24 protein-coding genes and 2 pseudogenes are annotated in these 26,194 nt (G+C 69.8%); 16 read left to right on the top strand and 10 right to left on the bottom strand.

Annotated elements, in window-relative coordinates; translation table 11 throughout:
* A pseudogene (locus FYX01_RS23745) lies at nucleotides 1-328 on the top strand (cytochrome ubiquinol oxidase subunit I); the annotation flags it as partial.
* Between the two features lie 34 nt (nucleotides 329-362).
* On the opposite strand, the gene FYX01_RS23740 reads toward FYX01_RS23745, so the two are convergent.
* Complete coding sequence (locus tag FYX01_RS23740) at nucleotides 363-1,808, bottom strand: aldehyde dehydrogenase family protein (protein ID WP_150245279.1); 1,446 nt, start codon at nucleotides 1,806-1,808, stop codon at nucleotides 363-365.
* A 60-nt stretch (nucleotides 1,809-1,868) separates the two neighbouring features.
* On the opposite strand from FYX01_RS23740, the gene FYX01_RS23735 reads away from it, so the two are divergent.
* Nucleotides 1,869-2,525, top strand: a complete 657-nt coding sequence (locus FYX01_RS23735; protein WP_150245276.1) for a TetR/AcrR family transcriptional regulator — start codon at nucleotides 1,869-1,871, stop codon at nucleotides 2,523-2,525.
* Here FYX01_RS23735 and FYX01_RS27110 read toward each other — a convergent pair.
* Both FYX01_RS27110 and FYX01_RS23725 read right to left on the bottom strand, forming a co-directional pair.
* Nucleotides 2,503-2,634, bottom strand: a complete 132-nt coding sequence (locus tag FYX01_RS27110; RefSeq protein ID WP_263363788.1) for a hypothetical protein — start codon at nucleotides 2,632-2,634, stop codon at nucleotides 2,503-2,505. The two genes, FYX01_RS23735 and FYX01_RS27110, sit on opposite strands and share 23 nt — an antisense overlap.
* A 245-nt stretch (nucleotides 2,635-2,879) precedes the next feature.
* Entirely contained in the window at nucleotides 2,880-4,301 is a 1,422-nt protein-coding gene (locus tag FYX01_RS23725) for a hypothetical protein (RefSeq protein ID WP_150245272.1), read from the bottom strand.
* Nucleotides 4,302-5,079: 778 nt separating this feature from the next.
* On the opposite strand from FYX01_RS23725, the gene cas6 reads away from it, so the two are divergent.
* The 9 genes from cas6 to cmr1 all read left to right on the top strand — a co-directional run bounded on the left by cas6 (nucleotide 5,080) and on the right by cmr1 (nucleotide 15,394).
* A complete protein-coding gene (gene cas6 / locus FYX01_RS23720) occupies nucleotides 5,080-5,772 on the top strand; it encodes a CRISPR system precrRNA processing endoribonuclease RAMP protein Cas6 (RefSeq protein ID WP_223830616.1) in 693 nt (230 codons plus the stop codon).
* Between the two features lie 70 nt (nucleotides 5,773-5,842).
* Nucleotides 5,843-7,795, top strand: a complete 1,953-nt coding sequence (locus FYX01_RS23715; RefSeq protein ID WP_150245266.1) for a Cas10/Cmr2 second palm domain-containing protein — start codon at nucleotides 5,843-5,845, stop codon at nucleotides 7,793-7,795.
* Nucleotides 7,792-8,982: a type III-B CRISPR module-associated Cmr3 family protein gene (locus FYX01_RS23710; protein ID WP_150245263.1), complete on the top strand. Its 1,191-nt coding sequence runs from the start codon at nucleotides 7,792-7,794 to the stop codon at nucleotides 8,980-8,982. The genes FYX01_RS23715 and FYX01_RS23710 overlap by 4 nt, the downstream gene beginning before the upstream one ends.
* Nucleotides 8,979-9,893, top strand: coding sequence for a type III-B CRISPR module RAMP protein Cmr4 (gene cmr4, locus FYX01_RS23705; protein ID WP_150245260.1), 915 nt, complete (start codon nucleotides 8,979-8,981; stop codon nucleotides 9,891-9,893). The genes FYX01_RS23710 and cmr4 overlap by 4 nt, the downstream gene beginning before the upstream one ends.
* Nucleotides 9,886-10,371 carry a type III-B CRISPR module-associated protein Cmr5 gene (gene cmr5 / locus FYX01_RS23700; RefSeq protein ID WP_150245257.1) on the top strand — a complete coding sequence of 162 codons (486 nt, stop codon included), beginning with the start codon at nucleotides 9,886-9,888 and terminating at the stop codon, nucleotides 10,369-10,371. Before cmr4 ends, cmr5 begins: the two co-directional genes overlap by 8 nt.
* Nucleotides 10,355-11,482 (top strand): type III-B CRISPR module RAMP protein Cmr6, encoded by a 1,128-nt coding sequence (gene cmr6, locus FYX01_RS23695; RefSeq protein WP_150245254.1) that lies wholly within the window; start codon nucleotides 10,355-10,357, stop codon nucleotides 11,480-11,482. Before cmr5 ends, cmr6 begins: the two co-directional genes overlap by 17 nt.
* Complete coding sequence (locus tag FYX01_RS23690; protein ID WP_150245251.1) at nucleotides 11,479-12,465, top strand: hypothetical protein; 987 nt, start codon at nucleotides 11,479-11,481, stop codon at nucleotides 12,463-12,465. Before cmr6 ends, FYX01_RS23690 begins: the two co-directional genes overlap by 4 nt.
* Nucleotides 12,462-14,108 carry a hypothetical protein gene (locus FYX01_RS23685; RefSeq protein WP_150245248.1) on the top strand — a complete coding sequence of 549 codons (1,647 nt, stop codon included), beginning with the start codon at nucleotides 12,462-12,464 and terminating at the stop codon, nucleotides 14,106-14,108. The genes FYX01_RS23690 and FYX01_RS23685 overlap by 4 nt, the downstream gene beginning before the upstream one ends.
* A 32-nt stretch (nucleotides 14,109-14,140) precedes the next feature.
* Complete coding sequence (cmr1, locus tag FYX01_RS23680; RefSeq protein ID WP_263363787.1) at nucleotides 14,141-15,394, top strand: type III-B CRISPR module RAMP protein Cmr1; 1,254 nt, start codon at nucleotides 14,141-14,143, stop codon at nucleotides 15,392-15,394.
* A 156-nt stretch (nucleotides 15,395-15,550) separates the two neighbouring features.
* Here the strand turns inward: cmr1 and FYX01_RS23675 are convergent, their stop codons facing one another.
* Together FYX01_RS23675 and FYX01_RS23670 are read right to left on the bottom strand one after the other, a co-directional pair.
* A complete protein-coding gene (locus tag FYX01_RS23675) occupies nucleotides 15,551-15,742 on the bottom strand; it encodes a DUF397 domain-containing protein (RefSeq protein ID WP_150245242.1) in 192 nt (63 codons plus the stop codon).
* On the bottom strand, nucleotides 15,733-16,431 hold the full coding sequence (locus FYX01_RS23670) for a Scr1 family TA system antitoxin-like transcriptional regulator (RefSeq protein WP_223830617.1): 699 nt from the start codon (nucleotides 16,429-16,431) through the stop codon (nucleotides 15,733-15,735). Before FYX01_RS23670 ends, FYX01_RS23675 begins: the two co-directional genes overlap by 10 nt.
* A 310-nt stretch (nucleotides 16,432-16,741) precedes the next feature.
* Between FYX01_RS23670 and FYX01_RS23665 the strand changes: the two genes are divergently transcribed.
* The 4 genes and pseudogenes from FYX01_RS23665 to FYX01_RS27325 form a co-directional block, all read left to right on the top strand.
* Nucleotides 16,742-16,924 carry a hypothetical protein gene (locus tag FYX01_RS23665; RefSeq protein WP_150245235.1) on the top strand — a complete coding sequence of 61 codons (183 nt, stop codon included), beginning with the start codon at nucleotides 16,742-16,744 and terminating at the stop codon, nucleotides 16,922-16,924.
* A gap of 450 nt (nucleotides 16,925-17,374) precedes the next feature.
* Complete coding sequence (locus FYX01_RS23660; RefSeq protein ID WP_150245297.1) at nucleotides 17,375-17,935, top strand: dihydrofolate reductase family protein; 561 nt, start codon at nucleotides 17,375-17,377, stop codon at nucleotides 17,933-17,935.
* A gap of 271 nt (nucleotides 17,936-18,206) precedes the next feature.
* The gene (locus FYX01_RS23655) at nucleotides 18,207-18,569 is read left to right on the top strand and encodes a VOC family protein (RefSeq protein WP_150245232.1); all 363 of its coding nucleotides are present in this window, start codon (nucleotides 18,207-18,209) and stop codon (nucleotides 18,567-18,569) included.
* A 288-nt stretch (nucleotides 18,570-18,857) separates the two neighbouring features.
* A pseudogene (locus FYX01_RS27325) lies at nucleotides 18,858-18,953 on the top strand (SAM-dependent methyltransferase); the annotation flags it as partial.
* A 162-nt stretch (nucleotides 18,954-19,115) separates the two neighbouring features.
* Here the strand turns inward: FYX01_RS27325 and fahA are convergent.
* The 5 genes from fahA to FYX01_RS23620 all read right to left on the bottom strand — a co-directional run bounded on the left by fahA (nucleotide 19,116) and on the right by FYX01_RS23620 (nucleotide 25,234).
* The gene (gene fahA, locus FYX01_RS23640; RefSeq protein WP_150245229.1) at nucleotides 19,116-20,330 is read right to left on the bottom strand and encodes a fumarylacetoacetase; all 1,215 of its coding nucleotides are present in this window, start codon (nucleotides 20,328-20,330) and stop codon (nucleotides 19,116-19,118) included.
* Between the two features lie 26 nt (nucleotides 20,331-20,356).
* Nucleotides 20,357-21,205 carry a hypothetical protein gene (locus FYX01_RS23635; protein WP_150245227.1) on the bottom strand — a complete coding sequence of 283 codons (849 nt, stop codon included), beginning with the start codon at nucleotides 21,203-21,205 and terminating at the stop codon, nucleotides 20,357-20,359.
* A complete protein-coding gene (locus FYX01_RS23630; protein WP_150245224.1) occupies nucleotides 21,202-22,410 on the bottom strand; it encodes a homogentisate 1,2-dioxygenase in 1,209 nt (402 codons plus the stop codon). Before FYX01_RS23630 ends, FYX01_RS23635 begins: the two co-directional genes overlap by 4 nt.
* 35 nt (nucleotides 22,411-22,445) lie before the next feature.
* Nucleotides 22,446-24,200, bottom strand: coding sequence for an FAD-dependent monooxygenase (locus FYX01_RS23625; RefSeq protein ID WP_150245221.1), 1,755 nt, complete (start codon nucleotides 24,198-24,200; stop codon nucleotides 22,446-22,448).
* Between the two features lie 71 nt (nucleotides 24,201-24,271).
* Nucleotides 24,272-25,234: an MBL fold metallo-hydrolase gene (locus tag FYX01_RS23620; protein WP_150245218.1), complete on the bottom strand. Its 963-nt coding sequence runs from the start codon at nucleotides 25,232-25,234 to the stop codon at nucleotides 24,272-24,274.
* A gap of 358 nt (nucleotides 25,235-25,592) precedes the next feature.
* Here FYX01_RS23620 and FYX01_RS23615 point away from each other — a divergent pair, with 358 nt between their 5' ends.
* Nucleotides 25,593-26,132: a MarR family winged helix-turn-helix transcriptional regulator gene (locus tag FYX01_RS23615; RefSeq protein ID WP_150245215.1), complete on the top strand. Its 540-nt coding sequence runs from the start codon at nucleotides 25,593-25,595 to the stop codon at nucleotides 26,130-26,132.
* Nucleotides 26,133-26,194 lie beyond the last annotated feature (62 nt).

The raw sequence follows: 26,194 nt of genomic DNA, 5'->3' as shown, positions 1-26,194 counted from the left end.
CCCGCGCCGTTACGCCGACTACCTGCCCGGTGACGGCTTCACCGAGCTGAACCAGATCTCCTCGGTCTCCTCGTTCGTGCTGGCCGCCTCCACGCTGATCTTCTTCTGGAACGTCTACGTCACCGCGAAGAACGCCCCCCAGGTCGAGGTGGACGACCCGTGGGGCTACGGCAACTCGCTGGAGTGGGCGACCTCCTGCCCGCCGCCGCGGCACAACTTCACGTCGCTGCCGCGGATCCGGTCCGAGCGGCCCGCGTTCGACCTCCACCACCCGTACGCGGCGGGAGAGTCCACGGCCGTCGAGCACGGCACCTCCCGGGAACACTGACCCGGCGACGGGGCGGCGCCTCCCGCTCCGCCGCTCACAGGAGCCTGCGCAGCAGCTTCTCCTTCAGGTCGGTGATCGGCGCGTAGGCGACCTTCATGGTGTCCATGAACAGCGACTTGTCGAGCACCGACTTGGTGTGCGAGAAGGTGTCGACGGAGGCGACGGAGTGGTAGGCGCCCATACCGCTGTCCCCCACACCGCCGAAGGGCAGCTCGGGAACGGCCAGGTGAGCGACGGGCAGGCCGAAGGCCAGACCACCCGAGGAGGTCTCGGTGGTCAGCCGGCGCTTGGTCTCCTCCGAGCTCGTGAAGCCGTACAGCGCCAGCGGCTTGTCGCGCTCGTTGACGAAGGCGATGGCCGAGTCCAGGTCGGGGACCTCGACCACCGGCAGGATCGGCCCGAAGATCTCCTCGGCCATCACCGCGGAGTCCGGGTCCACCCCGCCCAGGACGGTGGGTGCGATGTAGAGCTCCTCGCGGTCGTGCCGGCCTCCGGCGACCACGGTGCCGCTCTCCAGCAGCGCGGTGAGCCGGGCGAAGTGGCGCTCGTTGACGATGCGCCCGTAGTCGGCGCTCCGGGCCGGGTCGTCGCCGAACATCTCGGTGATGGCCGCGGCCAGCTCCCGCTGCAGGGGCTCGGCGGTACCGCCGACGGCGAGCACGTAGTCGGGGGCCACACAGGTCTGCCCGGCGTTGGTGAACTTGCCCCAGGCCAGACGTCGCGCGGTGGTGGCCAGGTCGACGCCCGGCTCGACGATGACCGGGCTCTTGCCGCCCAGTTCCAGGGTGACGGGGGTCAGGTGCTTGGCCGCGGCGGCCATGACGATACGGGCCACGGCGCCGTTGCCGGTGTAGAAGATGTGGTCGAAGCGCTCCTCCAGCAGGGCGGTGCTCTCGGGGATCCCGCCCTCCACGACCGCGACCGCCTCGGGGTCCATGTAGCGGGGCACCAGTTCGGCCAGGGCGGCGGAGGTGGCGGGAGCGAGCTCACTCGGCTTGACCAGGGCGGCGTTGCCGGCCGCGACGGCGCCGACCAGGGGGGCCAGGGACAGGTTCACCGGGTAGTTCCACGGCGAGACGATGAGCACGGTGCCCAGCGGCTCGCGCACGCGGCGCGCCCTGGCCGGGGCCAGGGCCAGGGGTACCGGCACCCTCTGGGGGCGCAGCCAGGAGGCCAGGTGCTTGAGGGTGTGGTCGATCTCGTTGACCACGAAGCCGATCTCGGTGGTGTGCGCCTCCACCGGGCTCTTGCCCAGGTCGGTCCTGAGCGCCCGCTCCAGGGTGGTGCGCTCCTCGACGAGCAGGCGACGCAGGGCGCGCAGCTGGGCACGGCGCCAGGCGACCGGCTTGGTACGACCGGAGGCGAACGCGGCACGCAGGCGGGCGACGATCGGGGGGATCTCGGTGGTCAGGGTCAGCGGCTCACCGACCTGCGAAGCGGCGGCGTGCTCGACGGCTTGGGCACCTGAGGTGTTCGTCATGGGGCGATATTAAACGAAACACTTTCGTTTCGAAAGGGGCTCTGGCGTAGGATTCCGGGCATGACCACGGACCATCTGCCGGACGCGCCGCACGCCCCCCACCGGGGAAGGCCACGCGACGCCAGCCGGGACCGCGCGCTGATGGACGCCACCCTCACCGAACTCCAACTGCACGGTTACAGCGGCCTGACCACGGCCGCCGTCGCCAGGCGGGCCGGTGTCTCCACCGCCACGCTCTACCGGCGCTGGCGCTCCAAGGAGGACCTGGTCCTGGGAGCCTCCCAGTCCTGGGCCGAGGAGCTGGGCCCCGACCACGACACCGGGAGCCTGCCCTCGGACCTGGCCGCACTCCTGCACGACAAGGCCGCCGCCCTGGACGGCCCCTCCGGACGCCTGCTGCGGGCCGTACTGGGCGAGGCCGCGCACAACCAGGCACTCGCCGACGTGCTCATGGAACGGTTCGTCCTACCGCTGCAGGCCCGCGTCGAGGCGCTCCTGGCCCGGGCCGCCGACCGGGGCGAGATCCCGCCGGAACAGGACCCGTTGGTGGTGGGCGAGATGGTGATCGGCCCGATGGTCAGCCACACCTTCCTCATTCCGCACACGCCCGGCTCCCAGCCGGGCACGGAGATGGCCGAGCGGCTGCTGCCCTACCTGCTGCGCGCCCTGGGTGCGCGGACCGCTGACGGCGGCGCTACCTCCGCGGGACGTCCCTGACGAACACGATCCCGTCGTAGTTGACCAGGCGCGCCGGGCCCAGCGGGGCGTAGCCGTACCAGGGGGACACGCGGGGGGCGGGCGTCGCGTCGGCGAGCGCGGCGGCCATCCGGCGGGAGCCGACCAGGCAACGCTGCTGCGGGAGCGCGTACAGCAGCCCCTCGACCTCGGCACCCTCCCCTCCCCCGACGGGTTCGGGCGGCCCGGGGACCGCGCCGGGTCCAGGTCAGCGTGCGGGCAGGATCTCCGATGACAATCTCCGACTGGATGGACAAATGTTGTCTCTTGAGTGAGAAAAAATAAAGAATTACCCTACCTTTACGGCGTAGATTTAAACATGAGAAGATTCCAGGATTAACGTGTCCTCACCAAGTGCTCGCGCAGGTGGTCGATGGTGGTCCGGCACCTGGGCGAGGGAGCAGCGCCCGGGGGGAGCCACGGATCGCGGGGAGCGACCGGAGGCGGGAACGGGATGCAGGTGGCTACCAGTGAGGCGCTCATCCGCTCCAACAGCTCCGGATCCAGACCCTTCTGCGGGGCGTGGGATCCTGCGTGCGCGGACCGAGAAGCGGACTCCTGTTGGGCGGAGTGCTCGGGGAGGGCCGAAAGTTCTGTCGGGCCAGAGGGTTCCTGCACCGGCGGGTGCATGAGTTCACCCGGGTGGGAGCGGCACAGCTGTCCACAGAGCCGACAGGCACCGCCGGGCAAGTTGCGCACGCTGGAGTGGTCGGGGCAGGTGCCGGTGGCCTGGCCCAAGGCGTCCACCTCGAACCGGGGCGACGCGCCGAAGGGGTCGCCCTCGTCCGGTGGGAACTGGGCGGGCGTGAATCCGCCAAGCCTGGGAGGGGCCCCGGTGAGCCCGTGCCCCAGCTGGCCCCGCAGGAAGGCTCGGGCCTCGGTCACCCCGCGCATACGGGTCATCAGGACCGGGAAGGGGTTGCGCAGGCGGTGGGCGTCGCCGACCAGGGCGGTGAGCTCCTGCTCGGTCATGCCCTGTTCCCACAGGCTTCGGAGGGCGTAGTCGAGGGCGAGCCGGTCGGTGACGGGGCTGCGCAGACAGCTGTCGGAGATGTGGGCGAGAAGCGGGTGGCATTCGCGGGCTGTCTGTCCGCTTTCGTCCCGCTCTACTCCCCCTGTGGTTGAGGTCCCACGGACGGAACCGGGGTTTTCGCTGGGACAGGAATCAGTCGGAGAGAGGTTTGTGGCGCAATCTGAGCCGCCGTTGTGAGCATCCTGAGCTGTCGTTCCTACCAATGGGTAGGGGCGAGTGGCGTCGTCGAGCGGTTCCTCCCCGAGCTCGGCGCGGACCTCGTTGATCTCAGCCAGGGTCTGCTCCGGGTAGGCGCAGGCCGGGACGAGGAGTTCCAGGACGCAGGGGAGGCGATCGGCCCACCGCTGCCCGACCGCGAGCTCCTCGGCGAAGAAGGCCCGGGTCTGCTGACGGTTGAGCTTGCGTACCAGCCCCGCCCTGATGAGGTCCCTGACGGCCCGTTTGACGGTGGCGATGCTCATGGCCTTTCCGCAGCGCTCGACCATGCTGGCCAGGTAGAGGAAGCAGTACCGGCCGTCGCAGTCACCGGCCCCGGCGATGACCGAGGCCACGGTGTAGGAGCGGGTGTTGGAGAACAGCCCGGCGTTGAGGGCGTCACGCACCCACAGCAGAGAGATGAACCCGATGCCCTGCAAGGACTTGAGAGGGCGCTTGCGGACCACGAACGCACCGAGCGAGTTCGCGGTTTCGGCTGTGCTCGAGGGAGGGGTAAGGGTAGACTCCACGACGAGTCGCCTTCCTGGTTGTGGCAGGTAGGTGGCACGGTCGATACACCTGTTTTCCGCAGGCATCGACCACAACCCGGCCTGGTGTTGCAAGCACCGGCCGGGTTTTTCTGTTTCTGGGCATCAAACTAGCGAACCGAACACGATTTCGCAGAGTTTCGCTCAAATTCCCGCATGCGAGAGACGAGCCGAAGAGCCCACAGAGCCAAAAGGTCAGATTTGCCTACTACACCCGAAAAGCAGTATTAGTCGGATTCCCCTGCATGTATGCCCTACGAGCATAATAGACCTGTGCAACCTGCGCAGGTTGCCTCTGCCGCTAGCCCTAGCCAGTTTTTCCATGCCCTACGGGCTTTATAGGCCTGCGGAACCCTGCCCATTTTCGTGGGTGGTGGCCTGCGACGATACACCGCCTCTGCACGCAACACCCTCCCAACGACCCACCAACTCCGTGCCCCAGTTCACATTTGGCATCCGCGAGCCCATGAACAGTACAAACAACGTGCACGCAACCCGAGGTTCTCGCACCCGAACCGGATTCGGTGTACATGCCCGCCGCCTCGCCCCTCCCTCTCGCGCTATCAACGCTCTTCCCCCACAGTCCCTTCATTTCCCCAGATCCCCTGACACACACTGCTTCCGTTGCTAGCGTGACCCTGAATCCGGCGACGGCCTCCCGCACCCGACGCCGCTACCGCACCGTTCGTGGACGACACCCCCCGGAGGCCGTGTGCCCACCCAGTGGTCACTCACCCTCAGTCCCCCGCCGCATTCCGGCGTGCTCCCGACCCATCTGCACGCCCTGGCCTGCCGTCTGCTCGAATCCCCTTCGGGCGACCACAGCGCGCAGACCAAACCCTTCACCGCCGCGCTGGCTGACCGACAACTGACCCTGAGCTGGCTGGACGAGGCCACCGAGCCCGATCTCGGCGCGCGAATCGACGCCTCGGCCCGACTGGGTCCGCACACGGCCGCGATCTCCCTGAGGGAACAGCGCACCGAGGCCTACACCCGGATGGCCGCCGCCCCGCCCGCCCGCAAAGTCGCGGTCTCCTTCATCACCCCTGCCTACATCAACCAGGATGGGCGCCAACTCCCCCTACCGGTCCCCGAACTCCTTCTGGGCGGACTCGCATGCCGGTGGGCAGCCTTCAGCCCCCAGCCCCTGCCAGAATCCGCGGTCACCGAAGCGGTCCAGAGCGCCCACCTGGCCCGGCACAGCATCCGGAGCCTGGCCTCGGGCTCGGGCCCCAGTCAGCGCACCGGGTTCGTCGGCAACGCCATCTTCGGCCTGCCCGCACGCGCTTTCCGCCCGGCGCAGCGGGTGTTCGCGGCACTGTGGCTCTTCGCCTCCTACGCCGGGGTCAGTGCCCAGAGCACCCACGGCCTCGGACACGTGCGGGTACGGATGAACGAAGGACCAGCCCCCAGGCCCGCGCGATCCCCGGCACTGTCCGAGAGGACACCCTGAGCCCCCGCGACACCACGAACCACAGCACGCACACCCTCAACAACCCCCACCGCCCCTGGAACGGAGGCGCATGAGCGAATACGGCCCGCGTGACCTGGTCATCCTCGCCCTCGCCGGAGTGCAGCGCTACATCACCGAGTCCCGCACCACCGCGGACCTGCGCTCCGCCAGCGAGATCGTCGCCCACCTGGCCGCCGAGGCGGTCCGCCGCCTGGACGGCACACACGACGCGCGCATCGTCTTCCCGGCCCCCGCGGAGCGGAAGGGCGAACAGAACGGCAAGGGGAACAGATGCGGCGCCGAGGACGGGATGCCCAACCGGGTCGTGGCCTTGCTGCCCGAGGGCGCCGGTCCCGCCGCAGCCCGGGACACCGCCGACCACCTGAACGACACCTGGGAGGGGTGGATGAGGGAGGTGTTCGGCACGGAGCAGCACCGAGTGCCGGGCTGGCCGGTGGTGCAGTGGGTGAGCGTGCCCGCCGGGTCCGAATCCTACGAGCAGGACTGGTCATACGCCCAACGTTCTCTGGCCGAGCGCAAGAACACCCGGAACTTCAACCAGCCCGGCGACTCCCCCGGTGATCTGTGCATGCTCTCGCCACGGTGGCGTGCTGTCGACAAGGAGAACCTGCCCCACAATTCCCCGAAGCACCTTGGGCGTGAGCGATTGGCCGTCGCCAACTGGGTCAAGCGGCTGTGGCACCGCACTTCCGCCGGCAGCCACGAGAGTTTCCCCTCCACGAACGCGATCGCCTCTCTGCCCTACCGGCACGCCGTTCTGAAGCTCTGGGGCACGGTCTCCGGTATCAGCGACATCGTTGGAGAACTCAGCCGGTCAGCCAAGGCTCTCGGCCCCGATCCCATCGAGGAGACCCCCACCCCTGGCCTGCCCGCACAACCCACGGGAACCGACGCCAACTGGCTCCGGGGGCGTGGCAGCCGCTGGGTCTTCCCCGAGCCCTGGCACGTGGATGCCCTGTCCAGGGAGTTCACCGACACCACCGAAGACGCCGAGGCGAAGAGGGCCGATCCGGAGTTCGTCGATGCCGTCCAGTCCGGCGGTAAGGCCGCCCAGGCGCTGGTGGAACTCATGGGAGAGCAGGGTGTACCACCGCCCTCCCCACACCTGGCCGTGTTGGTTCAGGACCTGGATTCCATGGGCAGGCACCTGTCCGGCAACGCCCCCGGGCAGGACGGCTCCCGCCTGGACCTGTCGCGAGGGCATACCGTCCACACTGAAGTCTCCGCCCGGCTCGCCCGCACCGCCGCCCGTCAGCGCGAGGCGGTCAGGAAAGCGAGCGGCATCGTGGTCTACGCGGGCGGAGACGACCTTCTCGCACTGGTCCCGGCCGCGTCCGCGTTGGAGGCCACCCGAGCCTGCCGGGCGGCCAACGCCCCCGGGCTGCCCTCCGCGAGCAACGGCCTGCTGTTCTTCCACCACGGATCCTCGCTCCGCCAGGCGCTGGCGGGCGCCCATGAGCTGTTGGAGGAGGCCAAGGCGCTCAGGCACAAGAACGGCCTGGGGGTGGGGTTCATCCGCGCCAGCGGAAGCCACGCCGAGTGTGTCCTTCCCTGGGAAGGGGAGCGCCGGGACGGCGTGCCCGAACCCGAGAGCTCCCCGGTGGACGCCCTGGAACTGTTCGTCCCCAGTACCCACCACCCTCGCGCCCGGTTGTCCCCGCGCCTGCTGTCGGATCTGCTCACCGAGCAGGTCCATCTGGACGGCGGAGGCGAGCAGAACCAGAGCGAGTTCGATGCGCTGCCGTACCGGGTCGCCCGCGCGGAGATGGGGCGTCTGGTCCACCGCCACACCTCCCTCGTCCCTGTACCGAGCAGCGAACGGCAGAACGGCGGACCGAGCGACGAGCGAACCGACACCGGCCCCGTCCAGCGGGACCGGGAGGAACGCAAGGCCTTCTCCGCCGAGGCGACCACGTCACTGGAGCGCATGGCCGCGGGTCGGCGTCTGGTGGACGAAGGTGCAATCCGTGTCGCCCTCTTCCTGCGTCAGGAGGCCCATTGAGCACCCCGCACGTTCCGCTCCCCTTCACCGGGGACACCCCCGTCCCGGAAGGGCGCCTCGACGACCAGTGGGTCCTGCTGCGCCCCCATGACACCGTGCAGGTGCGTGACGGGCGAGCCTTCGACGCCGGGACCGGAGGGACAGCGCAGACCGTGCACCCCTGGCCCTCCACCGTCGCCGGGGCCTTGGCCTCGGCCGAGGGGGGACTGGGCGGGGAACCGGAGAGCGTGCGCGGCCCGGTCCTGGCCCGCCGCAGAAGGCGAGGCCGGACCTGGGAGCCCTATTTCCCCGTGCCCACCGACCTGGTCCACCCGCACGGGGACGACGACGTGCGCCGCATGTCGGTCTCCGGATCCGTCTCCGAGGTCAGCACGGACCTGGACGAAGAGGCCTCCGGGTCCGGCGCGGAGAACCTGCGCGCCTTCACCGTTCCCGAGGGCGTCGACGATCCTGAACCCGTGACCGGGTGGATGTCCGGCCGGGCCCTCCAGGACTACCTGCACGGGAATCTGGTCGCCCCCGGAGCCAAGGTGTCCGTGAACCGGCTCGGGCTCTCCTCCGAGGAGCCCCTGGAACCCGAGACACGAGTCGGGCTGAAGGTGGACCACAGCACCCGTACCGCCGAACACGGGTTGCTGTACCGGGCCACGCACCTGAGGCTGCGGGAGCAGTGGGCCTTCGCCGCCCATGTCACTCCTCACCCCGAACTCGACCGCCACCGCCTTCTGGACGAGGTCACGGGACCGGTGCGCTTCGGCGGCCTGGCCCGGTTGGCCGACATCGACCCCGCGCCCGGCCTGGAATGGCCGGAACAACCTCCCTCCTTCCCCGGCGGCCGGCTCCTGCTGTACGTGGCCACCCCCGGTGTGTGGCCGCGGGGATGGGTCCCCCCGATTCGTACGTCCGGAGCCGAACTCGTCGCCGCCCGGCTGGACGACCCCCTGGCCGTCGCCACCGCCTCCCCCACCCGGAACTGGGAGGAGTTCAAGAACTCCCGGTCCCTCTACTACGCGGTCCCGCCCGGAGCGCTGTACCTCCTGAAGTTCCCCAACACCGACGACGCCGAACGCTGGGCCGTGCGGCACCACGGCAGGGCCCTGCCCCTGTCCGAGCGAATCCGCAGGACCAAGGAGATCAGCCTGGCCACCGCGGGGTTCGGCGTCGTCCTGACCGGAGTGTGGTCGTGACCAGTTTTCTGCTCTACCTGTACACCGAGTCGCCCCTGCACGCCGGGGCCGCCGATGCCGAGGGATCCCTGAACCTGCCGATCCAACGGGAATCCACGACCGGGTATCCGGTCGTGTGGGGCCAGAGCCTCAAGGGTGCGTTGCGGGCCGCCGGGTACGACGCCGGTTGGGGCCAGGGCTCCCTGGACCGGGTGTTCGGCAAGGCCGTCCAGCGTGACGGTGAGCCGGGGGTCAACCCCACCGCCGGGCTGCTCACCGTCGGCGACGCCCAGTTGGTGGCCCTGCCGGTGCCCACCCTGCGGCGCACCTTCGCCTGGGCCACCTCTTCGGTGGCGCTGTCGAGGCTGTCCCGCAAGTACACCCGGACCGGGCTCCCAGGGGAGATCCCGGACGTCCCCGACATCGCCCACGACCGTGGGGTGGCACTCGACACGGAATGGACGGCGTCGGACCAGGTCGTGGGGCCCTGCCTGGTACCGATGTCCAGGCCCACGACCGCAGGAGGCCTGGAGAACTGGGCCGAGCGGATCGCGACCGACGGTATCGGCGACGGGTCTGCCCTGGCGTACTTCGCGGACAAGTTCCGCACCGACATGCTGCTGGTGGGCACCTCGATCATGGACCAGCTCCTGCGCGAGTGCACCGAATACGCAGTCCGCGTCCAGCTCAATCCCGACACCAAGACCGTCGAACACGGTCCGTTCACCAGCGAGTACCTGCCCACCGAGACCCTGCTGGCCACGGTGCTCACCCTGCGTACCCCGCAGGGCAAGGACACCGAGCACGACGCCGAGCACCAGCGCCTGCTACGGAAACTGTTCGACGGGTCCGTGCTGCAGATCGGCGGGGACGAGACCCTGGGCAAGGGTCTGGTGTGGTCGCGGTTGGCCGGGGAGGGCACCGGTGAGTGAGTCCACACGAACAGCCAGAAGGGTCGACCAGGCGGCCGCGAGCATCGCCTACCGGATCCTCGGCGAGACCGTCAGCCCCGAACTGCGCACCCGTATGCGGCAACTGCCCATGCGGTTGCGCGGCAGCGGCTTGGCCGCCACTTACGCCTTCGTGCTCTCCAAGGCGAATCCGCAGGGCGACGAACTGGAGTGCGCCTACCACCGCCTCTCCGAACGAGTGGCCGCGCACATCGCCGACCAGGGGCTGCTCACCGGGACCGGGCGGCAGATGACCCCGCACCAGTTCCTCCGGGCGCTCGGGGAAGCCGACGTCCATGACTACGCGCGGGTCTCCGCCGAGGTCGAGGCGCTGTCGGTGTGGCTGAGCAGGCTCGCCGAAGCCCTGTGCGAGGCCTCCGAGAGCGGCGGTTCCAGGAAGGGTGGCTCCGGCGACGGTACCTCCGGTGAAGGGGGTGCTACGCATGGCGGGGATTCCTGACCCCAAGCACGCCTTCGGCGGCAAGGGCCCGCGCGCTCCACGCCCCGCTCCGCCTCCGCAGCGCAAACCGGCTCCGGGAGGTGCTGGTAACGGAGCGCCCCGGGGCGGAAACCGGGGACAGGGCTCCGGAGGTTCCGGTGGCCGTCACGGTTCCGGCGGCGGAGGGCGGGCCACGGTATACCCCGCCAACGGCCCGCTCGGCAGGGCGCTCAGGGTCGAGTACGAGGCCCGGGAGAACCAGGACCCCAGCACCACGCTCCAGGAGAAGAAGGAGCGGTGGGAGGCGGTCGGCCCCGAAGCCAACGGACTCGTCGTCCTGCGACGCCTGTCGTTCGAACCGCTCGACGGAGGCACCAACCCCTGGAAGAACCACGTTCCCCTGCACGACTGGGCCGTCGAGACCAGGATCGGTCAGGGGGACGCCGAGCTTCTGCGCCAGACCCTGGAACGCCGACGGCGCTTCCTGCGGGAGTGGGTCTCGGCCGACCCGGACCGTCGGCACGTGCTCAGGGTGCGCCTGACCGTCGAGTGGCGGCTGGTCTCCGGGCTCGGCCTCCAGTTCGGTGTCCTGGACAACGGCCTGGCTCTGCACGGAACCTATGGTTGGCCGACCCTGTCCGCCGCCACCCTCAAAGGCTTGGCCGCAGCCGGGGCACGCAGCGCCGACGTCGACACCGCGCGGGTGATCCGAGCTCTGGGCGGCCCTCGGCCGCGTTTCGGCAAGGAGCCGCGTCCGACCCGAGAGGACCACAGTCGTGGTTCGGTCCGGTTCCTCGACGCCCTGCCCGGCGAGGACACGGTGAAGGTGCACGCGGACGTCATCACCCCGCACCAGCACCCCTACTACACCAGCACCGATACCAAAGCCCACGAGAAAGCCCAGGTCAGGAAGGACGCCCAATACCCCGGTGAGCACCACAACCCGGTTCCGTTGCCGTTCCTTTCAGTCAGCGGCGACCTGCGGGTGGAGCTGATGGGCGATGACGAGGACGATCTGAACGCGGTGTTCGACTGGCTGGTCGAGGCCGGAGAGGAACTCGGGGGCGGTGGGCGCACCACCGCCGGCTACGGCTACTTCTCCTGCGCACGCGCGGACGGGGAGGACGCATGAGCGAACGTCCCATCACCGTGCACGTGGCCTCCGTAGGAGTCAGCCTGTTCGACAACGTCCTCACGAACTGGAGTACCCGCGTCGAGGAAGCCGTGGGCGATGCCGATCTGGCCCAGGACGTCTTCGACAACCGCACGCGGATCCACGACCCGGAGGGCGAGCTGCCCGACACCCAGGACGAGGCGGACCGGGTGTCGGAACAGTTGGTGAAGGAGCTCTCCGAGAGGGGCCAGGCACGAGAGAATCTGGAGTCCCTGGTCCAGGAGATCGGTCTCGACGAGTGGCCCCGGACCATCAGCGCCGAACTCACCTCCCTGGCCTCGAACCGGCGGGGCAACCACCAGGTCCAAGCGGACGGTAACAACGACGAGACGGTCCTCCTCGTCGCCAGCGACACCGGTCGAGGCCTGCGCGCCGCACTGTTCAACGCCCTGGCGATGACCGGAGGTGACATCGATCGGGTGGACTACCTGCCCACCACCGACAGCACCGCCCGATTCGGCCCTGGACGGGTCGTCATCGTGCGTCTGCCCGGACTCGACGCCGAGGACAACGACAGGTTCCTGGGGGCCATGCGGCAGTTGGGCTCGCTCGGTCCGCACTTCAAGGAACTGCTGCGGCACCCGGAGTCCACGTGCCGATTCCACCTCACCGGTGGTTTCCGGGTGGCCATACCCTTCCTCATAGGGTTCGCCGAAGCACTGCGCTGCCTGTACGGGAGCCGGATCAGCGCACACGCCCAGTACGAGTTCTCCGCCAGTCCCCGGTCGATCGAGCTGCCGTTGAGTTCGCCCCGCACTGACGACCTCGAAGGCAGACTCGCGGGGTCCGGTGACGACGGCTACTTCGTCGGCGAACCGCCGCACGGCGCGGTCTGGGAGGGGTTCGCCTACGAGTACCTGCCCGACGAGCTCCAGTGGCGGCTCACCCCCTTCGGGACGGCGCTGCGCGAACTCGTCCCCGCGACGAAGCAGGAGCCGTGAGCGACAGCGGCCCCGCCGACGAACAGGGTGAACGGGGGAAGGACGAGCCCGTCCTCCTCGGCCTTCCCCAGAGCTCCCTCCTGGCACGTCTGACCTCGGGGGGCGGTTCCGTCGCGGAAGCCGACCGTGAGGCGTACGCGACCGCCAACGACGCCCAAGCTTGGCAGGATCCCCGACTGCGCCAGGCTCTGCGCCGCCTGTACTCCACCCAGGTGTCATCGAGTCAGCGCCCGGAGCTGCCCGGGGCGCGCAAGGCCTTGACTGAACTGTTCGCCGATCCGGACTTCGAGCACGTGGTCCGGGCGCTCCTGCACCATCCCGAGCACCTTCTGGGCGTGGTGCTACCCGAACTGCTCGCCCCGGAGGAGGGGCCGGCGTCACCTGTACGGGTGTGGTCGGTGTTCACGGTGTGCGTGGAGACGCTCTGGGAACATGTATCCGGTCAGGAGGGACAGGCCCACCGGCATCTGGAACCCCTGGCCGCCCGCACCCGCTTCCTTAGTTTGTCCGAGCCCTTCCGTCACCGCGGTTCCCAGGACTGGGAGGAGTGGTGGCAGCAGGAGACACTCCAGCACCTGTTCGGTCAGAGCCCGGTCTGGGTTCCCCTGATACGCCGGGTGCGGGAGGCCCGGGAGGTGTGGCGAGGGTACCTGGACCGGCACCAGTCCCTGCCGCTGTTCGATCACGCACCACCCCTCGCGATGGAGGAGGAGATCAGGTGGCTGGCCTTCCAGGAACCCGCGCGGCAACGGGTGTTCTTCGAAGGCAGGGCTTTCCGGTTCACCGTGCCGTTGTACTCGGGTGGCCCCCTGGCCCTGTCCGGGCCGGTGGTGCAGGGGTCCGGTAGCGGTCGGCGGGTGACACCGCCCCCACCGACCGCCGTTGACCGGGCGGTCCTCGTCGAAGTGGTGGAACGCCACCTGTTACCGCGCTTCGCGGTGGTCGCGGTCTGGTCGGCGGTGCTGGGCCTGTACCGGCGCCCCAAGCATCGGGGCGCCCTGGCCGTGTACGGGCTTCTGCTGCTGGCGCTGGCCAACGCACTGGCACTAGTAGTGTTGGCGCTGTCCACCGACCGGGTGACCATCACCCACAGCCTGTACGGCATCGGTGCCCTCTACGTGATCACCGGGCTGGGAGCACTGTTCCTCGGACGGGTGTGGGCGATGCCGTTGTTGCTGCGCCTGCCCGCGGCCGGGGCGGTCGGCCTGATCATCCTGGTGGCGTTCCATCCCACCTGGTGGGAGAGGGCCGCCCCGGGCTGGTTACTGCCCGCGGTCCTGGTCGGGGCCGCCCTCGGCTACCTCCTCGTCGAGACCCGTAACCACAACACCGGAAGCACCACCCACGACAGGTACGCGCCCCTGCTCCTGGCCGGTCGGACCCTGGCCGTGGCCGCGACCGGCCTGGTGCACTCCCTGTTCGTGGCGCTGGTCGGCATGGTCACCATCACCACCGTCTTCGGGGAGGACGGGGACAAGCTCCTCAAGGTGTGGGAGGGGACCTCGGGTGACGGGAACCCGGTGGAGATCCTGCTCGCCTCCACCTTCTGGTGCCTGGCCGCAGGGGTCTTCTCCCAGATCCTCTGGGACGACCAACCCATCACAGCGCCCCTGTCCCACCGACGTTGGCGTGACGAAAGGTAGGAACGATGCCCTGGACGACACTGCGCCTGCGTGTGGAGACCCCGCTGTTCTGCGGGGAGGGCGACCCGACCTCGGCCCAGGTCCGGGTGTCCTCGATCCGCGGCGGGATGCACTTCTGGCTGCGTGCCATGGCTGGGGTCTTCGCGAAGAACAACCCGAACGCGTTGCGCAGGATCGAGAACCACGTCCTCGGGTCCACGGACGCCGCTTCCCCGATCCGGCTGCGCATCCCCGAACAACCGGCGTACTCCACCGAGGCGTTCCCCGACTTCATGCCCCGTGATGCCCGGAACCCCTACAACAAGTGGATCGGTTACCTCCTGGGCCCCGGCTTGACCTCCTGGGAGCCCAAGGATGAGGCGAGGCGTTTGAAGGGGGCCGTGAAGATCACCCGTGCCTTCGTTCCACCCGGAGAGGAGTTCGACCTCCGGATCAAGCTCGTCGGAAAGGACCACGACGCTCAGACCGTGGCCCTCGGAGCGCTGTGGATGAGCCTGGTCTTCGGCGGAATCGGCGCCAGGACCAGGCGCGGGTTCGGCGGGGTGCGGATCGTGGGTGTCGACGGGCCCGGTCTCGCAGGCTGGGACCCGGATTCCCTGCTCACACCGGGACTGGACTTCTACGAGAGGACGAAGAACCTCTGGTTCGCCGGTGACGCGGCTGGTCCCACGATGGCCTCGCTGAAAAAGGTGGCGGACAAGGTCGAAGCGGGCCCGTTCGACAGTTCCACCACAACCCCTTCCTTTCCTGTGCTGTCGAAGGCCAACACTCTTGCCGGTGTCACCGGCGGAGGGGTCTTCGACGACTGGCCGGACGTGTTGAGGTTCGGGGGTGAGGAGTTGCGTCACTTCCGCGCGAGCGAGCAGACCCCCGAAGTGAAATACCACCCGAAGATCAAGACTCGTGAATGGCTGGATGTCGTCCACGATAACGACCGGGAGGACTTCGATATCGGTGGCCTGGGGCTGCCCCTGGTGTTCAAGAAGGACATCGAGGTACACGCCGACAGCGGTGAGGGCGAAGACACCGAGAAGCTCCGCAGGGCTTCCCCGTTGTGGCTGAGGGCCGTAGGAGAGGGCGAGCACTGGCGCCTGTTCTCCTTCGCCTTCCTCAACGAGTTCCTGCCTGAGGAAACAGACGTCCATCTGTGGATAGGGACAGGGAACGAAAAACACCAGGACCGCCCCCTTACTGTGACCACAGCGGGCAGCCACAAGAAGGTGCGCCGGTGGATCGAGGGCATGACCGACGCCGAAGACAGCGCCTTCGTTCCTGGGAACGGATGAACGTACCCGGGCAAGGAGGTTTCAGGAACCGATACGGACGACACCGTGGGTCACCGCCCGTGCAAACAGGGCAGGACTCCGCAGGCCTATGAAGCCCGTAGGGCATGAATAACGGCCCTTCGCCGAAGCGAAGGGCCGGAGGGGGAAGCTTCGGGGTCAGTGCTGCTGGGAGCGCGCTCCGCTGAGCAAGACCACCCACTCGCGGCGGGCGAAGGTCAGGTGCCCGGCCTCGCGATTCTGGGTGTCGCGGAGGTCCACCATCGGGTGGGCAGGGGCGCGAAGGCACGTCTCGACGCAGTTGGCTGACGCGCCGCTGTAGGTTGATTTGTTCCACTCGTTCAGGCGCATGCCAACCCCCGCAGGTTCTCGGTACTGATCATCGGGGGCAATGCTAGCGACAGCGCGTCACGAACGAGTTCCCTTGCCCTGGGAAGCACCGACTCCCCGTGGGCTTCGTTCCCCTCCAACCGGTCGGAGAGCACGACCTCGCGCCCGTCCACCAGTCGGTAGACGCCAAACGGACCTGGAGCACCCCACAGGACGGACCCCTCTGGCAGCAGGTGCACCGTGACCCGCTCGGGCAGCGCGAGCAGGTGTTTGGCCTGTTCAACCCGCACCGCTTCGGGAGCACAGGTCAGCGCGGTCCTCGGGAACACGGCGACGATCTCGGCACTCAGGGCCTGCAAGCGCTCGGATCGCATCCGGGAGAGCCGCTCGATGTCCTCCTCCTTCACCTTTCGGCCAGCCCGATAGATCATTTCCGCATACGGCACACACCAGAGCAACCCGGGCACCGCCACGGGGGAGATCAGGTCGATCCGCCGGGCCTGCCGCTCCAGGTTGCCCGCGTCGCGGAGGAACGGAGGCAGGTCCTCGGTGATCTCCTCGCGCCATGAGGCGATCAGCCCTCCGTCTGCGGACAGAGCTGAGTCCAAGGCGTTCACCGCATCCCTCGAGGGGCCCGATTTGCCTGACAAATAGCGTGAAAGGGATGACTGGGACACCCCGGATACCCTGGACAGCTTCGCCTGTGTCATGCCCTGGACTTGCAGTTCTTGGCTGAGAGCGTCTCGAAACACGGGGGGTTTCATGACAACCATTGTGCATATCCATGCTGCCCCCTGTCCCAAATACTCGGAAATTTATCAACCGCTGGAGCAAGACAGCAGGTGGGAGGCACCGTGGACTCATGCAAAGGAAAGCGAAAATCCCGACTGGCTCCGCTGACCTCGCACGTCTGCTGAGGCCGCGCACGCCACCCGACTCCCTCAGTCCTCCGCAGCACAAACTCCCCCTTCCCCGAAGGAACCGCAGGTCCGCACCGCCTCCGCGCGAAGGAGAAACCTCATGAACCCGATCCAGGAACAGGCCGACTCCCTCTTCGACGAACTCTCCTCCGTGCTGCGCCACGCACCCGAGGACCCCGCACAGGCGGTCCAGGCCCTGCGCGCCGCCGACCGGGCCTTCGACAGGCTCCACGCCTGGATGTGCGAGGGTAACCCGCTCCCCCAGCCCTGGAACCGCCGCTGAGTCTCGGCTGCCTCCTCGGGGCGTGCCGTGTCCGGTCCGTGTTCCCGGTTTCGAGGCTCTTCGCAGTTGACGACCAACCCGGGGACGTCGACCTGCGGACGGCCGCCACCGGCTTCGGACCGACGCCTCACTGAACGGCCTACCCCGTCCACGCCGATCGGCTGGTAGCGCATCACCGCTCCTCGACCCGGGCCCGGGCCACCCCCTCGTTGCGCGTGGTTTCCGGTGTCCGTGGGACACGCGTGGGAGACTCCCCCTTGAGTTCCCTCCGGCCGTAAGGTCTCCGCGAGGACAGCGGTCTAGCCCGACTGATCGGCGTTGCTCGGAGGCGATCCGCGCGGGGAACGGGAGCCGTGAGGCGACTGACCGGATTCCGCCGACAGCGATCCTCCTGCCGCGGTTCGCCACGAGATGCTCGAGGAAGCCAGCATCGCGGGAAGGGGCTTGACCATGCTGCTCGTATCGATGGGTGTCTCGGTGGACGGCTTCATCGCCGACCGCACCGGTTCGTTCGACTGGACGGTGCCCAGTGAAGAGCTGTTCCGCTTCCATCTCGCTCGGGTGGGAGAACTCGGTGGCTGTCTGTGCGGCCGTCGGCTGTACGAAACGATGCTTCCGTGGGAGACCGAACCATCGATGCGGGACAGCGGGCTCGGCTCCGCGTTCGCCGACGCATGGTCGGCGCTGCCGAAGGTCGTATTCAGCCACACGCTCGATCGCGTCGAGGGGAACGCCCGGCTCGCCGAGGGATCGGTGGCCGAGGAGGTCGCCGCGATGCTCACTTCGACCGACAGGGAAGTGGAGATCGGCGGCGCCACCCTGGCCGGCCAGGCGATCGAACTCGGGCTCGTCGATGAGTTCCGACTCTTCCGCTACCCGATCATCGTCGGCGGAGGCACGCCGTTGCTGCCGCCGGTCGCCGATGCCATTGCGCTTGAACTCGTGGAGAACCGGACGTTCGCATCGCGTGTGGTGTACGAGCGGTATCGCCGCACCGACGAGCCCGGCTGACTTCGGCCCGGGACCAGGCAGGTGGCGGGATGCTCGCCGTGCCGGACCAGCCGCCGAAGAGGTCCTGGCCGAGTACACGATCGTGGGGTGCGCAAGCTTCGACCGGGCCACCGAGTCCGCCGCCGACCTGGTCCGCCCGGGTACCTCCCCTGAACGGCGTTCTGCGTCCTCGCACCCATCGCGGGAATGTGAGTGGCCCCGGTTACACTCCAACCGCTCCAGGACAGACCGCAGGAGCACATTGGTCACCACCTGCCAGAAGGGTTCGCCCATGTCCGTCCGCCGCGTCATGCCCGACATCCGCTCAGAGGCTATGGAGGAGAGCCGGGACTTCTACGGCCTCATGGGGTTCGAGACCGTCATGAACCTGGGTTGGGTCATGACGCTCGCCTCCCCCTCCAACCCCACGGCACAGGTCACATTCATGAGCCACGACAAGTCCGCGCCGGTCGTGCCCGACATGAGCGTCGAGGTGGACGACGTGGACGCCGTCCACGCGGTGATGCGGGAGCAGGGCGCAGAGATCGTGCACCCGTTGCAGGACGAGGAGTGGGGGGTGCGGCGGTTCTTCGTCCGCGATCCCAACGGCCGCGTGGTCAACGTGCTGAGCCACCGGTCAACCACCCGTGGCTGATGCCATGGGTTTAGGGGCAGGCGCCTACCTGGCTGGTGGATCCGGCCTCCCGCGTCCCTCACCCTCTTCAGGTCGAGGATGCGGGAGCGGTTGACCGGCGTCCCGGGCCCGAGGGCGAGTCCGTGGACGTGCGGCCGGTCTCGGAGGGCGTCGGGGGCCTGGCCGAACCGTCAGCGCTAGGCCGCCGGCCGCACCACGATCTCGTTGACGTCGACGTCGTCGGGCTGCTCGACCGCGAAAGCGACGGCGCGGGCGATCGCCGAGGGCGGGATCGCGTTCGCGCGGTAGGGAATGGTCCCCTGCCCGCTGTGGCGCCCCTGTCCCCTTGAGGTCGGTACCCGCCGCGGCCTGGACCAGTACGGCGGGGTGGCGCGCAAGCCGTGACGGGTGCCCGTCCGGGCGGACCTGCGGCCCTGCGGCCCGGCTGCCAACGGACGAGCAACGTCCGTCGGACAGCTCACGGGCGGCGGTGTCCGCGCACCGCCGCCCGTGTCGCCTACCGCCCGGGCCTGCCCGCCGAGCTCACAGGCCGGGCTGTCCGCCGGGCTACCGTGCCGGGAGGATCCTGCCGGTCACCTCACCGAAGTCGACCCTGGTCCCGTCCGGACCGGGGGCGGTGGCGGTGATGGTCACCTCGTCGCCGTCCTCCAGGAAGGCGCGCTCGGTACCGTCGGGCAGGCGCAGCGGCTCCCTGCCGCTCCAGGTCAGCTCCAGCAGGCACCCGCGCTGGTCCGGCTCGGGGCCGCTGACGGTCCCCGAGGCGTAGACGTCGCCGGTGCGCAGGGACGCCCCGTTCACCGTCATGTGCGCCAACTGTTGGGCGGCGGTCCAGTACATCTGGGAGAACGGCGGGTTGGAGACCACGTGCCCGTTCAGCCGTACCTCCAGGCGCAGGTCCAGGCCCCAGTGCTGGGACCCCTGGAGGTAGGGCAGCGGCTCGGGGTCCTGGGCGGGCTGCTCCGTCCGGGCGGATTCCAGGGCGGAGACGGGCACGATCCACGGCGAGACCGACGTGGCGAAGGACTTGCCCAGGAACGGGCCCAGCGGCACGTACTCCCAGGCCTGCAGGTCACGCGAGGACCAGTCGTTGAGCAGGAACACCCCGAAGACGTGGTCGGCGAAGTCGTCCACCTCCACCCGGTCGCCCATCGCGCTGGGCGTCCCGACGACGAAACCGACCTCGGCCTCGATGTCCAGGCGCGCGGAGGGCCCGAAGACCGGTGTGGGCTCCGTGGGCGGCTTGCGCTGGCCGGTGGGGCGCACGATGTCGGTACCCGAGACCACGACGGTGCCCGAGCGGCCGTGGTAGCCGATGGGCAGGTGCTTCCAGTTCGGGGTGAGCGGCTCCTGCTCGGGGCGGAAGATGCGGCCCACGTTGGTGGCGTGGTGCTCCGAGGCGTAGAAGTCCACGTAGTCGGCGACGGTGAAGGGCAGGTGCAGCCGGGCCGTGGAGCGGTCCACCAGGTGGGGGCGCACCGCGGACTCGTGGCCGGAATCGGTCAGCCATGAGGTCAGGGCCGCGCGCACCTGGTCCCACACCGGCCGACCGGCCGCCAGGAGGCCGTCCAGGCTGGGCTGGTCGACGGTGTCGGCGAAGGGCGCGTCCAGGGCGCGGGCCGCAGCGCCCAGGTCCAGGACGTACTCCCCCACGGCCACGCCCGTGCGCGGGGCGGGGTCGGCTTCGGTGCTGAACACTCCGTAGGGAAGGGTGGCCAGGCCGAACTGCGCGTCCGGTGCGAGGTCGAGCCAGCTGTGGGGCATGGATTCGCTTTCTGAGAGTGGGCGGGTCAGCGGGTGCGGGACGCGGGCAGCGCCCCCAGGACGACCAGGTCCTCCAGGGGTTCGGTGACGCTGCACGTGCCGAAGGAGCGGAAGCGGCGGCGCGCCTGCCCGGACTCGGCGTCGGTGAGCTTGGCGGCGAGCGTGGCCAGGCGGGGCCCGTCGCGGTCGGCCAACACGTGGGCGGCCTCCCGCCCGGTGGCTCCGTCGAGCAGGGCGGCGGTGGCCAGCAGCACGTTGAGGAACCCGTGCTGCTCGAAACCCTCACTGGTGGTGTGGCGTACGGCGTGGTGCAGACCGGCCGTGCACTTGAAGGGCATCTCCAACTCCACGACCGTGTGCAGGAACGCGGCCAGCTCCTCCTCGCCGGGGTGGGCCTCGTGGGTGAGTCCGCCGGTGCGGAACTTGGCGCTGTGGCCGGTGCCCCCCAGCGCTTCCAGGTCGGCGCGCACGTCACCCCGGCGGGAGACCTCCACGAACCCCTCGGCCCCCTCGGGCAGGTGGGCGTGGAGCCGCTCGGCCACGGCCGCGACGGCGCCGGGTTCCGCGGCGGCCTCCACCCCGGCCAGGCGCAGCGCCGGATCGGCCAGGACGGACTCCACGGCGGGCGCCACGCCGTCGGCGCCACCGGGGACGGTGACCACGACCGCGAGCGGGTCGTACGCGCCCTCCTCCCGGGCCAGGACGGCGCGCAGTTCGCACACACGGGCGTCGGAGACCAGGAACGGGCCGACGTACTCGGCGCGCGGACCCGCCCGGTGGGCGCGGTGGGCGGGCAGCGCCTCGCCCATGGGCGCGTTGCCGGGCGGGAAGAGCGCCGCGTCGTCGAAGAGCCCGCGGTACAGCACCGCGCTCACCGCCGCTCCCTCCGGCCGCCGGCCCAGCTCCAGGCGTAGACGCCGTCGTCGCTGGCCAGGCCGCCCTCACCCAGGTCCAGTGGGCGGAAGGTGTCCACCATGACGGCGAGTTCGTCGAAGGCCTCGGCACCGATGCTGCGCTCGTAGGCGCCGGGTTGGGGGCCGTGGGAGTGGCCGCCCGGATGCAGGGAGATGGAGCCCTGGCCGATCCCGGAGCCCTTGCGGGCCTCGTAGTCGCCGCCGCAGTAGAACATGACCTCGTCGGAGTCGACGTTGGAGTGGTAGTAGGGCACCGGGATGGCTCCGGGGTGGTAGTCCACCTTGCGCGGCACGAAGTTGCAGATGACGAAGTTGTGGCCCTCGAACACCTGGTGGACGGGCGGCGGCTGGTGGACGCGCCCGGTGATGGGCTGGAAGTCGTCGATGTTGAGGACGTGGGGGTACAGGCACCCGTCCCAGCCCACGACGTCGAAGGGGTGGGTGGGGTAGGTGTAGCGGGTACCGGAGATCCCGCCGGGACCGTCGCCGCGGTGCTTGATGAGCACGTCGATGTTCTCGCCCTCGGCCAGCAGCGGCTCGGAGGGGCCGCGCAGGTCCCGCTCGCAGTAGGGCGAGTGCTCCAGGAACTGCCCGTACCGGGACAGGTAGCGCTTGGGTGGGGCGATGTGGCTGTTGGCCTCGACCACGTAGGCGCGCAGCGGTCCGTCCCCGGTGGGCACCCAGCGGTGGGTGGTGGCGCGCGGCAGGATGACGTAGTCGCCCTGTCCGACCTCCAGCAGACCGAAGACGGTCTCCACACGGGCGGTGCCCGACTCCACGTACACGCACTCGTCGCCGATGCCGTTGCGGTACAGCTCCGAGGGAGCCCCGGCCACGACGTAGGAGATGCGCACGTCGTCGTTGCCCAGGACCAGGCGGCGCGACTCCACCACGTCGGCGGCCTTCCACTCCTGGTCGGAGAAGAGGCCGTGCAGCCTCAGGTGGCGGGGCACCATCGGCGCGTTGCGGGTGCGGGTCTGGTCGGGGACCCGCCACTCGGCGGCGTCGACGATGGCCGAGGGGATGGCCCGGTGGTAGAGCAGCGAGGAGTCGGAGGAGAAGCCCTCCTCCCCCATCAGCTCCTCGTAGTACAGGCCGCCCTCGGGGGTGCGGTGCTGGGTGTGGCGGGTGCGGGGCACCTCGCCGACCTGGCGGTAGTAGGCCATGGCGGTGTTCTCCCTCCGTGTCGGGTGGGTCCGGGTCAGGCGGTCGGGGCGGGCTCGTCGCCGCGCGGATCGGTGCCGGGGGCGTCGTCGGCGGCGGGCCCGGCCGGCCGGTCGGCCATGTCGGTCGCCTCGGCGGGCGCGGGGAAGCCGGGTGCACGCCCCAGTGCGGTGCGCACTGCGGCGCGCACGGCGGCGGTGTCCCCGCCCGCGACGACGGCGGCCACGTGGGCGTCGGGGCGCACCAGCCACACCTGGCCGGGCGCGGGGTCCAGGGCCCTGGTGAGCGCGCCGGTGGTGTCGATCCCCTCCAGGTACAGGGCGTCGACGGGGGCCTGTGTGGCCTCGCGGGCGGCGGTGCGCACGTCCCGCAGGAACGCGTCGGGCTCGCGGTCTGCGGGAGCGGCGCCCACCAGCAGGGTCAGGCCCTGGCGCAGCAGCGGGCGGATGCGGGTGGGCGCACCGTCGTCGGGGAGGCTGACGGGGGCGTCGGGCAGGACCACGCCGGGGCAGGGGTCGGGGGTCCGTCCGCGCGGGGGCCGCCCTCCGAAGGGGCGCTCGGGGCAGGGGGTGGTCAGGGCCGAGTCGGTGTACCAGAACGGTTCGGCCAGGCGTCCGGAGTCGACCCGGGCGCGGGCCGCCTCCTCGGTCAGCGCCTGTTCGAGCACGGTGACGCGGGTGCGGTGCGCCTCCTCGTCATGGGGGACCAGGAAGCGCATGGTGGCGCTGGTGACGTCGGCGTTCTCCAGGGCCGCGGCGTGGCGTTCGGCGTGGTAGCTCTCCAGCAGCTCCTCGCCCGCCCATCCGGCCAGGACGTAGGCGAGCTTCCAGGCGGCGTTCTCGGCGTCCTGGACGCCGGAGTTGAGGCCGCGGGCCCCGAAGGGCGCGACCAGGTGGGCGTTGTCGCCGAGCAGCAGGACGCGGCCCGAGCGCATGCGCTCGGCCACGCGTGTGTGGAACCGGTAGACCGAGTGCCAGACGATCTCGTAGGGCCGCTCGCCGATGATCTGGCGGATGCGGGCGTCCAGGCGCCCGCTGGCCTCCTCGGCCGCCAGGTCGAAGTCGGCGGGGACCTGCCAGTCGATGCGGTAGACCGAGTCGGGGCAGGGGTGGATGAGCACCTGGCGGCCGGGGTTCCACTCGGGGTCGAAGTAGAAGCGGCGCTCGCGCTCCCAGCCGGCGAGGTCGGCCCGGATGTCGCAGATGAGGAAGCGGTCGTCGAAGGTGGTGCCGTCGAAGGCCAGGCCCAGGGCCTCGCGGACCACGCCGCCGTGGGCGCCCAGGCACGACAGGGCGTGGGATCCGCGCAGGCTCACCGGCCCCTGGGGGGTGTGGCACTCCACGGTGACGCCGTGTTCGTCCTGGGCGATGCCGGTGACCCGGTGGTTCCACAGGACCGGCACGCCCGCCTGGGCCATGCGCTCGTCCAGGACCTGCTCGGTGCGGGACTGGGAGATGTTGACGAACGGGGGCAGGGACGAGGCCGCCGGGTCGGCCAGGTGCACGCTGAACAGTTCGTGCCCGCGGTAGAAGGTGCGTGCGGTGTCCCAGGTCAGGCCCTCCTTCGCGATGGTCCCGGCGCCCAGCCAGTCCCAGACGTCGAGCACGTCGCGCTGTTGGCAGATGGCCTTGGATCCGACGGCGTCGCGTTCGGGGCGCTCGTCCACGACCAGCACGGGGACGCCGCGCCGGGCCAGCAGCAGGGCCGCGGTCTGGCCGACCGGCCCCGCGCCGAGTACCAGGACGGGCTCGGCGGCGGGACCGGCGGGGGTGCGTGGAGCGGGGGGCCGCATGTGGTGGCTCCGTTCGGCGTGGGCGCCCGCGGGGGCGCGTACGGAAGAAGGAGGAAGGGGTGGGACGGACCTCAGCCCTGGAGCTGGTCCCAGACCTGCCGGTCGCGCTCGGCGGTCCAGATGACGGGGCGCTCGATGCCGGAGAACTCGTCCCACAGGCGGGAGACGTCGAAGGGCAGGCAGTGCTCGAAGATGGGCCAGTGGCCGTAGTCGCCGACCAGGGCGGCGTGGGTGGCCTCGAAGGCCTCCTTGAGGGTGCCGCCGCGGCTGTGGACCGCGCCGACCTTCTCGATCATGACGTTGAGGAAGTTGCGGGTCTGCTCGATGGCGGCGTCGACCTCGGCACGGCCGCGGCTGACGGCGCCGCGTCCGCCGACGAGCATCTCGGCGCCCAGGGCCCTGACGCCGTCCAGGGTGGCCCCGGCCCAGTCGTGGTGGAAGGCGTCCCCGGTGTAGAGGGCGGCCTGTGCCTCGACGAGGTCTCCGGCGAAGAGGATCTTGTGCTTGGGCAGCCAGGCGACGACGTCGCCCTCGGTGTGGCCGCGGCCGAAGTACTGCAGGACCAGCTCGCCGCGGTCGCCGCCCAGGTCGATGGTGGTGCGGTCGGCGAAGGTCTGGGTGGGCCAGGTCAGGCCGGGCACGGAGTCGGCGTCCTTGGCCAGGCGGGGCATGCGGCCGAACTCGCTGGCCCAGTCCTCCTTGCCGCGTTCGCGGATGAGTTCGTGGGTCTTCTCGTGGGTGAGGATGATCTCGGCGTCGAAGGCGCTGGCGCCCAGGACGCGGACCGCGTGGTAGTGCGAGAGCACCAGGTAGCGGACGGGCTTGTCGGTGTGCTGGCGCAGCAGGGCGAGCCAGTCACGCGCGGCGGCGGGGGTGGCCAGGGCCTCGAAGGCCACGAGGAAGTCCTCGCCCTCGATGGCGCCCACGTTGGGGTCGCCCTCGGCGGTGAGTGCGTAGACCCCGTCGGCCAGGACCTCCAGGGTCTGCGGCTTGGCCTCGGTGTCGGCGGATGAGGCGAACGGCTTGGCTGCCATGGTCGAAGGACCCTTCACTCGCTCTGGGCGGCGCCTGCCGCCCAATTGATCAAAGGTTTGATGGTTCTGACCATAACGTGCCCCACACCACAGAGCCAAGAGGCGTGGCCCCGGTTCTGGCGTGATGCAGATCACACTTCAAGGTTACTCTCCACCCCGGCCGCAGCCCCCCACCTGGCGGTCCACGGGCCCGTCGGCCCGGACACCGCCACGCACACGCGCCATGCCCATAACCCTCGGCCCCCGAGGAACACCTATTCGCACAACACCCACGCCGGGCCATATCCGCTCCACACGGGCATCAGAGAGGAAAAACGCGGTAAACAGCGCCCGTACCCCAGGCACTAGGCTGGGCGCCGTGACCCATAACACCGCACCCCCAAGCGATCTCACCTTCTGGTCATTCGTGGACTACGCGGTGCAGAAGGCCGAGCAGGAACTGCCCTCCGTCAACACCGACGCCATGCGCATGGTCCTGACCCTCAACCGGGCCACGAGCATGGTCATCTACGACCTGGAATCATCCGTGCACCGCCCGCGCGGACTCACCTGGCCCGGGTTCAGGGTGATCTTCGCGCTGTGGCTGGCCGGTCCCATGGAGGCCAAGACCACCGCCGAGATCTCCGGTATGAGCCGGGCCGCGCTGTCCGCGCTGCTCAACACCCTCGAACGCGACGGACTCATCGTGCGCGAGCGCGCCGTCCACGACCGGCGAGCCCTCCAGCTCAGCCTCACCGAGGCCGGATACGGAGCGATCCTCGGCGGCTTCCGCGCCCACAACCGGCGCGAGAGCGCCTGGGCCCAGGAGCTCGAACCCGAGGAGCGCCAGGAGCTCGTACGCCTGCTCAACAAACTCATGGCGGGCTCCACCAACGCCAGGGCCAAGTTCCGCAGCTGAGGGCCCCGGACCCGACGCGTCCCCGGAGAACACAGTCCGCAGCGGGCCGGAATGGACCTTGA

The organism is Nocardiopsis quinghaiensis (assembly GCF_008638365.1).
Lineage (GTDB): Bacteria > Actinomycetota > Actinomycetes > Streptosporangiales > Streptosporangiaceae > Nocardiopsis > Nocardiopsis quinghaiensis.
This window is presented reverse-complemented; position numbering and strand designations above follow the sequence as displayed.